We start from the raw sequence: 12,031 nt of genomic DNA, 5'->3' as shown, positions 1-12,031 counted from the left end.
GCTCCGTAGGCCGGATAAGGCATTTGTGCCGCCATCCGGCAAAAAGCTTACTCGTTGTAGTAATCCACATCCAACCGCTGACCATCAACAATGATATCGCGCCAGGCTTTGGGGGCTGAGTCTAACCGATGCCCGGCAATCGCGTGCAACAGTTGCGTCTTAGAAAACCCGTCCGGCAATCGGGCGAACGCTTTCTGCGTCCATTTCCCCTCTTTTAAGCCGTAGACCTGGCTCTCGGCAACAATAAAGTTATACAGCACCTGCTCAGGCTGACCGTCGCCGTTAAGATCCTGACTCACCAGCACGCAGGCATCCGGTTCAAGGCAGGAATCGTCCGAATAACTCTGCTCTTTGACAAACGCCCAAAATGCGGCATCCGGCTTCTGGCTACCGGGCGCAATCATCACCACCCGCGCTAAATCGTCCGCCGTCGGAGAGACCTTATTTCTCTGCAAAAACGTCATCAGTTCACGATTGCGCTTTCTGTTCTGCGTAAACGCCTCGTCATCCCGCAACGATTTCAGCGCTTCCTGGCCAGGTTTGCCGCTGTGATCCAGCATATACAGGCTGATCTGATCCGCAGTAATTTTACCACTATGGTAACGCGCCATATGGCTGTTGACGCTAATACGCCAGACATCAAGTACAGGCGAGGCCAGCAACAGCAATATCACCAGCGTCAACAAAGAGACGCTCAGTATCACCTTGCCTTGCCACTCACCAGGGTCGCGTCCGCGGCGTAACAGACCGATCAGATAACCGAAAGACCATACCAGCAAGACAGACGCCGTCAGCGCGCCATACAGACGATCCGGCGTCCAGCCGTATTGCTGAATACGTACCCATAACGCCCAGCCCGCCAGCAGCATATATATCGGGGCAACGCACAGCGAGGCGCTAATCATGCCGCGTAGTACGCGCGGATAGGGTAATACGCGCTTTTGCGGTTCATTGACAATCGCCACGAGCAGCAGCATCAGCGTCAGCGTGGATAGCAGCCCCGCAGCGGAAACACGCGCAGAAATCGCCTCCAGTCCGGTAAAGGGTAACGTCACAATAAACAGCAATGCCAGCAGCGACACCACTGGCAGTAAACCCGTCGCGATCAGCGTCAGCAGCTTTTGCACCGCCGCCACAAGGCGCGACTGCGTGCGGGCGAGAATGACCGCCAGCGCCGTAATCAGGCCGATGGTCACATAAATAAAGGCTTCAGTTTCAAAGAAAAGGGTGCTGAAAAAGCGGATGCCCACCAGCCTGAATAGCGCGCTCCAGAGCAGAAGCACCAGCCAGAACAGTCCGTTGGCGACCAGGACGATAAACAATGTCAGTACGTTATGCCATAACCGCAGATAAAACTGGGGATAACGCGCCGAACCGGTTTGCGAATGTAGCTGATATTGCATCCAGGGTAATACCAGCATCGCCATCAACACAAGCCGGAGACCATACAGCCAGAGGAGCTCGGCCAGGCGCCATTTCTCCACCGTCTCAACCTGCCATTTCAGCCAGCCGCTCATTGCCAGCACGACCACAAAGGTCAGCCCCAGCCAGCCCCACAGCGCGCGCTGTTTAAAAGAGACCACGGTAAGCAATAGCATTGACGACAACGCTATCGTCGCAGGCATACCATAGAACAGCCAGTCGCTATTTTGTGGTACCAGCCAGGCCATCAGCAGGTAGCACAAGACGCCCTGCAGCAAACCGGTGAGCAACATACCCCAGCGAGTAGTACGTGAAAGCGCTACACTTTCCATGTCGTTATCCAGAATGATGAGAAAGCCGCATTATTGCATCATCTGTTCACCGCCAGGCGTCGTCATGCATAATTCAGAAAAAAACGCAGAGAGGTGAATCGATATTGTTTATGTTGGTGTTACGTAACTTTCTTACATGAATGCGATTACAGTCACATTATGTCGGTCAAAAACACTTCCTTTTAACGTTTTCAGAACATTTTCCACAACAAAAGTAGGTTTCCTGCCATAATAACCGCCGCTGCGTGACAGGAGTCACAGTGTTTTTCGTCAATCGTGATTTTGTCCAGATACGTAAATCTATGAGCCTTGTCGCGGTTAACCAACCTCAAAAAACCTTACTATTTTCGGTAATATATATTGGCTAAGGAGCAGTGATATGCGCGTTAACAATTTAACCCCGCAAGATCTCAAGGCTTATGGTATCAACGACGTCCAGGATATCGTTTACAATCCCAGCTACGACACCCTTTATCAGGAAGAACTTAATCCTGGTCTGGAAGGCTATGAGCGTGGCGTGTTAACTAACCTGGGCGCTGTTGCCGTTGATACCGGTATTTTTACCGGTCGTTCGCCTAAGGATAAGTACATTGTTCGCGACGACACCACGCGTGATACGCTGTGGTGGTCCGATAAGGGTAAAGGTAAAAACGATAATAAGCCGCTTTCCCAGGAAACCTGGCAACACCTGAAAGGTCTGGTGACGCATCAGCTTTCCGGTAAACGCTTATTCATTGTTGATGCGTTCTGCGGCGCAAATGCCGATACGCGTCTTTCCGTGCGCTTTATTACGGAAGTCGCCTGGCAGGCCCACTTCGTTAAAAATATGTTCATTCGCCCAACGGACGAAGAGCTGGTAGGCTTCAAACCTGACTTTATTGTCATGAACGGCGCGAAGTGCACCAACCCGCAGTGGAAAGAGCAAGGGCTGAACTCGGAAAACTTCGTGGCGTTCAACCTGACTGAACGTATTCAGCTTATTGGCGGCACCTGGTACGGCGGCGAAATGAAAAAAGGGATGTTCTCGGTAATGAACTACCTGCTGCCGCTCAAAGGTATCGCCTCAATGCACTGTTCCGCCAACGTGGGTGAAAAAGGCGATGTCGCGGTCTTCTTCGGCCTTTCCGGTACCGGAAAAACCACTCTGTCCACCGACCCGAAACGTCGTCTGATTGGCGATGATGAGCACGGTTGGGATGACGACGGCGTGTTCAACTTTGAAGGCGGCTGCTACGCCAAAACCATCAAACTGTCGAAAGAAGCGGAGCCAGAAATTTATCATGCGATTCGCCGTGATGCGTTGCTGGAAAACGTCACCGTGCGCGAAGACGGCACCGTTGATTTCGACGATGGTTCCAAAACCGAAAACACCCGCGTCTCTTACCCGATCTATCATATCGATAACATCGTTAAGCCCGTATCCAAAGCAGGTCACGCCACCAAGGTTATCTTCCTGACGGCGGATGCTTTCGGCGTGTTGCCGCCGGTTTCCCGTTTAACCGCTAACCAGACGCAGTACCACTTCCTGTCGGGTTTCACCGCTAAACTGGCCGGCACCGAACGCGGCGTCACCGAACCGACCCCCACCTTCTCCGCCTGCTTCGGTGCCGCGTTCCTGACGCTGCACCCGACGCAGTATGCTGAAGTGCTGGTGAAACGTATGCAAGCAGCGGGCGCGCAGGCTTATCTGGTTAACACCGGCTGGAATGGCACCGGCAAACGTATCTCCATCAAAGATACGCGCGCGATTATCGACGCCATTCTGAACGGTTCTCTTGATAACGCGGAAACCTTCCGTCTGCCGCTGTTCGATCTGGCGATCCCGACTGAACTGCCAGGCGTGGATACCCACATTCTCGACCCGCGTAACACCTACGCGTCGCCGGAACAATGGCAGGAAAAAGCCACCGCGCTGGCGAAACTGTTCATTGAGAACTTCGAGAAGTATACGGATACCCCGGCAGGCGAAGCGCTGGTTAGCGCCGGGCCGAAGCTGTAAGGAACAGGCCGGATGGCGGCTTTGAACGGCGTCATCCGGCGTTAAGAAGAAAGGGAGGATAATACCTCCCTTTCTTATGCCTCTTTTGTCGTCCCCTGGACGCGAGCCACAGGAACCGGCAACCAGGCGCGAATTGACAAGCCGCCACGCTCGCTGGTGCCAATCTCCAGCATCCCGTTATGGTTATCGATAATGCGCTGCACAATCGCCAGCCCCAGCCCTGTACCGCTGGTGCTACGGGCGCTGTCGCCGCGTACAAAAGGCTGGAACAGATGTTTACGCTGTTCCGGCTTAATGCCCGGCCCGTCATCTTCTACCTGGAACCAGGCGCGATGCGACTCGGTGCCGCTGCTGACCTTAATCCAGCCGTTGCCATAACGGGCAGCATTGACCACCATATTCGCCACCGCGCGCTTAATCGAGAGCGGGTGCATTTTCACCTGGATGCTGCCTGCCTGAAGCGCAGTGTTAATCTCACGCTCATAGCCGCTTTCCGCCGCAATCACCTCGCCCAGTACGGAATTGAGATCCGCCATCTCCATTGGCATTTCCTGACCGGTACGCAGATAGTCAATAAACTGTTCGATAATGGCGTTACACTCTTCGATGTCTTTATTGATCGACTCCGCGAGATAACCGTCTTCCTCGCCCATCATCTCCGTCGCCAGACGAATACGGGTCAGCGGCGTGCGCAAGTCGTGGCTGACGCCCGCCATCAATAGCGTACGGTCATCGGCCAATTGTTTCACGCCGGCTGCCATATGGTTAAACGCCCGGGTCACAGAGCGCACCTCAGAGGCGCCATATTCACGCAGCGGCGGCGGAATAATTCCCTTCCCTACCTGCAAAGCGGCATGTTCAAGATCCACTAACGGTCGATTCTGTATACGAATAAACAGCCACGCGCCGCCTATCGCCAGGAGCATGATCGCCAGCGTGTAACGGAAAAGCGGAGAAAAATCGCCCTGATGAATCTCGGTCAGCGGCACGCGCACCCAGATATTGGGCGACAGCCAGGTTTTGAGCCACACGACGGGCGAGCTTTTGTTGACCTCAACCCGCACTTCCGTCGGGCCGCCTAACTGCTGCGCCATCTGGTGGCTTAAGAATTCGTAGTGTTGCGCCCAACGCAACCCGGCCTCTTCGGCGGCTTCGTTGGTGTAGAGAGAGATCCCCAGCTCGCGATAGATTTCCCGGCGAAACGCAGGCGGCACGACTAACTGCGTGCCGTCCTCCAGTTGCAGCTTATCGGTCATCAGCATACGGACTTCGTAAGCCAGAACCTTATTAAACTGCTGGAGGCTCGGCAAAATCGCGAAGTTCAGCACCACCAGGTAGGTCGTCACCAGGCTGACGAACAGCAAGGTGACGATGAGCAACAGCGTGCGGGCAAATGAACTTCGCGGCGAGAAGCGCATTCGCCTCATGCTTTAGAACCGTCCGGTACGAAGACGTAGCCCAGGCCCCAGACGGTCTGAATATAACGCGGATGCGCCGGATCTTCTTCCACCATACGGCGCAGGCGGGAGATCTGGACGTCGATGGAGCGTTCCATCGCGGAATACTCGCGGCCACGGGCCAGATTCATCAGCTTATCGCGAGAGAGCGGCTCGCGCGGATGGCTGACTAACGCTTTCAGTACCGCAAACTCCCCGCTGGTCAGCGGCATCGGTTCATCTTCACGGAACATCTCGCGCGTACCGAGGTTCAGTTTAAACTTACCGAACGCGATAACGGCCTCTTCCTGCGACGGCGCGCCGGGCAGTTCGTTTGCCTGACGACGTAGCACGGCGCGGATACGCGCCAACAGCTCGCGCGGGTTAAACGGTTTAGGAATGTAGTCATCGGCGCCGATTTCCAGCCCGACGATACGGTCAACCTCTTCACCCTTCGCCGTGACCATAATGATCGGCATTGGATTACTTTGACTACGCAGGCGACGACAAATCGACAGACCATCTTCACCTGGCAGCATTAAATCCAGTACCATGAGATGGAAAGATTCACGGGTCAGCAGACGATCCATCTGCTCGGCGTTAGCGACGCTTCGAACCTGGAAGCCCTGCTCGGTCAGATAACGTTCCAGTAGCGCCCGCAGACGCATATCGTCATCAACCACCAGAATCTTATAATTCTCTTGCATTGTCTGTACTCCCAAAGGTTCGCAACAAATGTAAGTGTGTATTCTTAAAAAAGCTCACGTGAGTCACCAGCAAATTCTGGTATGAATTTCAGGCTAAATTGTTACAAAGCATATTTAACAGCAGCTTAAATATACAATTAATCGGCAACCCCATTATTTATTCTGTCGGGACGATCACGTTATACCCCGTGTGCGCAATATCGACAGCAAAGGTAAATCAACGAGATGAAAACGCCCCTGATCACCCGCGAAGGGTACGAAACACTCAAACAAGAGCTCAATTATCTCTGGCGTGAAGAGCGCCCGGAGGTCACCAAAAAAGTGACCTGGGCTGCGAGTCTGGGCGACCGCAGCGAGAATGCCGACTATCAGTATAATAAAAAGCGCCTGCGTGAGATCGACAGACGCGTCAGATATCTGACCAAATGCATGGAAAATCTCAAAATCGTGGATTATTCCCCGCAGCAGGAGGGCAAAGTCTTCTTCGGCGCCTGGGTGGAAATTGAAAATGATGACGGCGATACGCTGAAGTTCCGCATTGTCGGCTACGATGAAATTTTCGGACGTAAGGATTACATCTCTATCGACTCGCCGATGGCGCGGGCGCTACTGAAAAAAGAAGTGGGCGATCTGGCGGTGGTCAACACCCCTGTCGGCGAAGCAAACTGGTACGTCAATGCGATCGAATACGTCAAATAAGACAAGAAGAATCCTAAGCCCCTGCTGATGGCTGGCATTTTTGCCAGCCAATCCGTATAACTATCCCCTGATTTTTATCCTGAAGACGAAGCTAACCCATGATGAATGATTCTTTCTGCCGCATTATTGCGGGTGAAATCCAGGCAAATGCCGGGCAGGTTGAAGCTGCCGTTCGCCTGCTTGACGAAGGGAACACCGTGCCGTTTATCGCACGTTATCGTAAAGAAATCACCGGCGGTCTGGATGACACGCAGTTGCGTAACCTGGAAACGCGTCTGGGCTATCTGCGTGAGCTGGAAGACAGGCGTCAGGCCATCCTCAAGTCCATTTCCGAACAAGGCAAACTGACCGATGAGCTGGCTGGCGCCATCAACGCTACGTTAAGTAAGACCGAGCTCGAAGACCTCTACCTGCCCTATAAACCTAAACGCCGCACCCGTGGACAAATCGCCATTGAAGCCGGCCTTGAGCCGCTGGCCGATCTGCTCTGGAACGAGCCGTCCCACGATCCTGACGTGGAAGCGGCAAAGTACATTGATGGCGACAAAGGCGTGGTGGACACGAAAGCCGCGCTCGACGGCGCACGCTACATTCTGATGGAGCGCTTTGCCGAAGACGCCGCATTGCTGGCGAAAGTGCGTGATTACCTGTGGAAGAACGCTCATCTGGTCGCCATAGTCGTTAACGGCAAAGAGGAAGAAGGGGCAAAATTCCGCGACTATTTCGACCATCATGAGCCCATTGCTAACGTCCCGTCTCACCGTGCGCTGGCCATGTTCCGTGGTCGTAACGAAGGCATTCTGCAACTTTCGCTCAATGCCGACCCACAGTTTGATGAGCCTCCGAAAGAGAGCTACTGCGAGCAAATCATCATGGACCATCTCGGCCTGCGGCTAAATAACGCCCCGGCGGATAGCTGGCGCAAAGGCGTAGTGAGCTGGACGTGGCGTATCAAAGTCTTAATGCACCTCGAAACCGAACTGATGGGCACCGTGCGCGAACGTGCGGAAGATGAAGCGATTAACGTGTTTGCCCGTAACCTGCACGACCTGCTGATGGCAGCCCCCGCAGGCCTGCGCGCCACGATGGGCCTTGATCCTGGCCTGCGTACCGGCGTAAAAGTCGCTGTCGTTGACGGCACCGGCAAGCTGGTGGCGACGGATACCATTTATCCGCATACCGGTCAGGCGGCCAAAGCGGCTACCGTGATCGCCGCGCTGTGCGAAAAATACCACGTCGAACTGGTCGCGATTGGCAACGGTACGGCCTCGCGTGAAACCGAACGCTTCTATCTCGACGTACAAAAACAGTTCCCGAACGTGACGGCGCAGAAAGTGATCGTCAGCGAAGCGGGGGCGTCCGTGTATTCCGCTTCTGAGCTGGCGGCGCAGGAGTTTCCGGATCTCGACGTCTCCCTGCGCGGCGCGGTCTCTATCGCGCGTCGTCTACAGGATCCGCTGGCGGAACTGGTGAAAATCGATCCGAAATCGATCGGCGTCGGCCAATATCAACACGATGTCAGCCAGACCCAGTTGGCCCGTAAACTGGATGCGGTGGTCGAAGACTGCGTAAACGCCGTCGGCGTCGATTTGAATACCGCCTCCGTACCGCTGCTGACCCGCGTCGCGGGCTTAACGCGCATGATGGCGCAAAACATCGTCGCCTGGCGCAATGAGAACGGTCAGTTCCAGAATCGCCAGCAACTGTTGAAGGTGAGCCGTCTGGGGCCGAAAGCGTTTGAACAGTGCGCGGGCTTCCTGCGTATTAACCACGGCGATAACCCGCTGGATGCGTCCACCGTCCACCCGGAAGCCTATCCGGTTGTCGAACGCATTCTGGCGGCGACGCAGCAAGCGCTAAAAGATCTGATGGGCAACAGCAACGAATTGCGTCACCTCAAGGCCGCTGATTTTACCGACGATAAATTCGGCGTGCCGACCGTGAGCGATATCATCAAAGAGCTGGAAAAACCGGGCCGCGACCCGCGTCCTGAATTTAAAACCGCGCAATTCGCCGATGGCGTCGAAACCATGAACGACCTGCTGCCGGGGATGATTCTGGAAGGGGCGGTCACTAACGTCACTAACTTCGGCGCGTTTGTCGATATCGGCGTTCATCAGGATGGCCTGGTCCACATCTCTTCCCTGTCGACTAAGTTCGTCGACGATCCACACACCGTGGTGAAAGCGGGCGACATCGTGAAGGTGAAAGTGCTGGAAGTGGATCTGCAACGTAAGCGTATTGCGCTGACGATGCGTCTGGACGAACAGCCCGGCGAAACCGCCGCTCGCCGCGGCGGCGGCGCCGATCGCGCTCAGGGCAACCGCCCGGCATCAAAAGCGGCGAAACCGCGCGGTCGTGACGCCCAGCCAGCCGGTAACAGCGCCATGATGGACGCGCTGGCAGCCGCAATGGGAAAAAAACGCTAATCGGGTAATACGCAGGCCGGGTTACTTCTTATCCGGCCTGCGATTTTGCAATACGTCCAACCCTTTCTTTTTTAATTAACAATTAAATCTTACCCATTAGAATCTGTTAATTAATTTCCTTCTGCTATCCGCACTATTAATTATCACTTTATTAACAGATGAAACCTTAATTAAACATTAAAAACGGTGAATATTTGCACATTAGAGGTATTTGCAAAAAGACAAATAAATGTTGAGCCATATCAACATCGGCGCAAATTATCGCTTATTTGTACATTCCGTCACATTTTAATCGTTGAAGATAGAAACCATTCTCATTATCATTGTGTTGTTGATTATTTACTCTTTCCTTCGTTGGCTAAACATCGGGTCTCCTGCCGCCCCCCTGAGCGCCGCATGAGGTATACATCCAGTTAGTAAGAAACAAGTAGGTCGTATGCAATTCACTCCTGACACTGCGTGGAAAATCACCGGCTTTGCGCGTGAAATCAGCCCGGCGTATCGTCAAAAACTGCTTTCGCTCGGCATGTTGCCCGGCTCTTCATTTAATGTTGTCCGCGTCGCGCCCTTAGGCGATCCGATCCATATCGAAACACGACGCGTGAGTCTGGTTTTGCGTAAAAAGGATTTGGCGTTAATAGAAGTGGAAGCGGTTTCCTGTTAATACAGTGAGTCTATAAAAATGAAAAAATTAACCATTGGTTTAATTGGTAATCCTAATTCCGGCAAGACCACCTTATTTAACCAACTCACCGGCGCGCGTCAGCGCGTGGGGAACTGGGCGGGCGTCACCGTCGAGCGTAAAGAGGGCCAGTTCGCGACAACTGACCACCAGGTCACGCTGGTAGATTTACCCGGCACCTATTCTCTGACGACCATCTCGTCACAAACCTCTCTCGACGAACAGATCGCCTGCCACTACATCCTGAGCGGCGACGCCGATCTGTTGATAAACGTTGTAGACGCCTCCAATCTGGAGCGCAACCTCTATTTGACGCTGCAGCTGCTGGAGCTGGGTATCCCCTGTATTGTCGCGCTCAATATGCTGGATATCGCTGAAAAACAGCAGGTTCGTATTGATGTCGACGCTCTGTCCACGCGTCTGGGTTGTCCTGTCGTACCGCTGGTATCGACTCGCGGTCGCGGTATCGAGGCGCTGAAACTGGCCATTGATCGTCACAACGCTAACGACAACGTCGAACTGGTGCATTATGCCCAGCCGCTGCTGCGCGAAGCGGGTTTCCTGGCCGACGCGATGGCCCAGGAGATGCCTTTACAACAGCGCCGCTGGCTGGGTCTGCAAATGCTGGAGGGCGATATCTACAGCCGGGCTTACGCAGGCGAGGCGGCACAAAACCTGGACACCTCCCTTGCCCGTCTGAAGGACGAAATGGACGACCCGGCGCTGCATATCGCCGACGCCCGTTACCAGTGTATCGCCGCTATTTGCGACGTGGTCAGCAATACCCTGACAGCCGAACCCAGCCGCTTCACCAGGGCGGTCGATAAAATTATCCTGAACCGCTTCCTCGGCTTACCGATTTTTTTGTTCGTGATGTACCTGATGTTCCTGCTCGCCATTAACATCGGCGGCGCGTTGCAACCCCTGTTTGATGCCGGTTCCGTTGCCATCTTTATTCATGGCATTCAATGGATTGGCTACACGTTGCACTTCCCGGATTGGTTGACCATCTTCCTGGCGCAAGGTCTTGGCGGCGGGATCAATACCGTCCTGCCGCTGGTGCCGCAAATCGGGATGATGTACCTGTTCCTCTCCTTCCTTGAAGACTCCGGTTATATGGCGCGCGCGGCCTTCGTCATGGATCGCCTGATGCAGGCGCTGGGACTACCGGGTAAATCCTTCGTGCCGCTGATTGTCGGCTTCGGCTGTAACGTACCTTCCGTGATGGGCGCCCGCACGCTTGACGCTCCGCGCGAACGCCTGATGACCATCATGATGGCGCCGTTTATGTCCTGTGGCGCGCGCCTGGCGATTTTCGCCGTCTTTGCCGCCGCCTTCTTCGGGCAAAACGGCGCGCTGGCGGTCTTCTCGCTGTACGTGCTGGGTATTGTCATGGCGGTATTAACCGGCCTGATGCTGAAGCATACCATTATGCGCGGCGAAGCCTCTCCGTTTGTGATGGAGCTGCCGGTTTACCACGTCCCGCATATCAAGAGCCTGATCATCCAGACCTGGCAACGCCTGAAAGGTTTTGTACTACGCGCCGGTAAAGTCATTATCATCGTGAGTATTTTCCTGAGCGCGTTTAACAGTTTCTCGTTGAGCGGCAAAATCGTCGATAACATTAATGACTCTGCCCTCGCCTCTGTAAGCCGGGTCATCACGCCAGTCTTTAAACCGATCGGCGTCCATGAGGATAACTGGCAAGCGACCGTGGGTCTGTTTACGGGCGCCATGGCGAAAGAGGTTGTCGTCGGTACGCTGAACACGCTCTACACCGCCGAAAATATTCAGGACGAAGCGTTTAATCCTGCCGACTTCCACCTCGGCGATGAACTGCTGGGCGCGGTTGACGATACCTGGCAAAGCCTGAAAGACACCTTTAGCCTGAGCGTACTGGCTAACCCGATCGAAGCGAGTAAAGGCGACGGCGAAATGGCGACCGGCGCGATGGGCGTGATGGATCAAAAATTTGGCAGCGCCGCGGCGGCGTACAGTTACCTGATTTTCGTCCTGCTTTACGTACCGTGTATCTCGGTAATGGGCGCTATCGCCCGCGAGTCCAGCCGCGGCTGGATGGGCTTCTCCATCCTGTGGGGACTGAATATCGCCTATTCGCTCGCCACGCTGTTCTACCAGGTTACCAGCTTCAGTCAACACCCGACGTACAGCCTGATCTGTATTCTGGCGGTAATCGTCTTTAACGTTGTGGTGTTAAGCCTGTTGCGCCGCGCCCGCAGCCGTGTAGACATTGAACTGCTGGCAACCCGCAAAAACGTCAGTTCCTGTTGTTCGGGCACTGCGGGCAATTGTCACTAAGGGATG

8 protein-coding genes are annotated in these 12,031 nt (G+C 54.4%); 5 read left to right on the top strand and 3 right to left on the bottom strand.

All coding sequences use genetic code 11. The annotated features are described in order from the left end of the window. Positions 1 to 47: 47 nt before the first annotated feature. Positions 48 to 1,754 (bottom strand): DUF4153 domain-containing protein, encoded by a 1,707-nt coding sequence (locus ABVM99_RS17510; protein ID WP_023195926.1) that lies wholly within the window; start codon positions 1,752 to 1,754, stop codon positions 48 to 50. A gap of 379 nt (positions 1,755 to 2,133) precedes the next feature. Here ABVM99_RS17510 and pckA point away from each other — a divergent pair, with 379 nt between their 5' ends. Next, complete coding sequence (pckA, locus tag ABVM99_RS17505) at positions 2,134 to 3,753, top strand: phosphoenolpyruvate carboxykinase (ATP) (RefSeq protein ID WP_001265689.1); 1,620 nt, start codon at positions 2,134 to 2,136, stop codon at positions 3,751 to 3,753. Positions 3,754 to 3,827: 74 nt separating this feature from the next. Here the strand turns inward: pckA and envZ are convergent, their stop codons facing one another. Both envZ and ompR read right to left on the bottom strand, forming a co-directional pair. Beyond that, positions 3,828 to 5,180 carry a two-component system sensor histidine kinase EnvZ gene (gene envZ / locus ABVM99_RS17500; protein ID WP_001253818.1) on the bottom strand — a complete coding sequence of 451 codons (1,353 nt, stop codon included), beginning with the start codon at positions 5,178 to 5,180 and terminating at the stop codon, positions 3,828 to 3,830. Further along, complete coding sequence (ompR, locus tag ABVM99_RS17495; RefSeq protein WP_001157751.1) at positions 5,177 to 5,896, bottom strand: two-component system response regulator OmpR; 720 nt, start codon at positions 5,894 to 5,896, stop codon at positions 5,177 to 5,179. The genes envZ and ompR overlap by 4 nt, the downstream gene beginning before the upstream one ends. Before the next feature lie 225 nt (positions 5,897 to 6,121). Here ompR and greB point away from each other — a divergent pair, with 225 nt between their 5' ends. From greB to feoB, 4 genes are all read left to right on the top strand, one after another. Then, complete coding sequence (gene greB / locus ABVM99_RS17490; protein ID WP_000856695.1) at positions 6,122 to 6,595, top strand: transcription elongation factor GreB; 474 nt, start codon at positions 6,122 to 6,124, stop codon at positions 6,593 to 6,595. Between the two features lie 98 nt (positions 6,596 to 6,693). Then, entirely contained in the window at positions 6,694 to 9,024 is a 2,331-nt protein-coding gene (locus ABVM99_RS17485; protein ID WP_023195925.1) for a Tex family protein, read from the top strand. A gap of 436 nt (positions 9,025 to 9,460) precedes the next feature. After that, positions 9,461 to 9,688, top strand: coding sequence for a ferrous iron transporter A (feoA, locus tag ABVM99_RS17480; protein ID WP_001160955.1), 228 nt, complete (start codon positions 9,461 to 9,463; stop codon positions 9,686 to 9,688). Positions 9,689 to 9,706: 18 nt separating this feature from the next. After that, positions 9,707 to 12,025, top strand: a complete 2,319-nt coding sequence (gene feoB, locus ABVM99_RS17475; protein ID WP_000736983.1) for a Fe(2+) transporter permease subunit FeoB — start codon at positions 9,707 to 9,709, stop codon at positions 12,023 to 12,025. Positions 12,026 to 12,031 lie beyond the last annotated feature (6 nt).

This window comes from Salmonella sp. SJTUF15591 (assembly GCF_043356435.1).
GTDB classification, from domain to species: Bacteria; Pseudomonadota; Gammaproteobacteria; order Enterobacterales; family Enterobacteriaceae; genus Salmonella; species Salmonella enterica.
The sequence above is the reverse complement of the archived record's forward strand: the minus strand, read 5'-3'. Positions and strand labels throughout refer to the sequence as shown.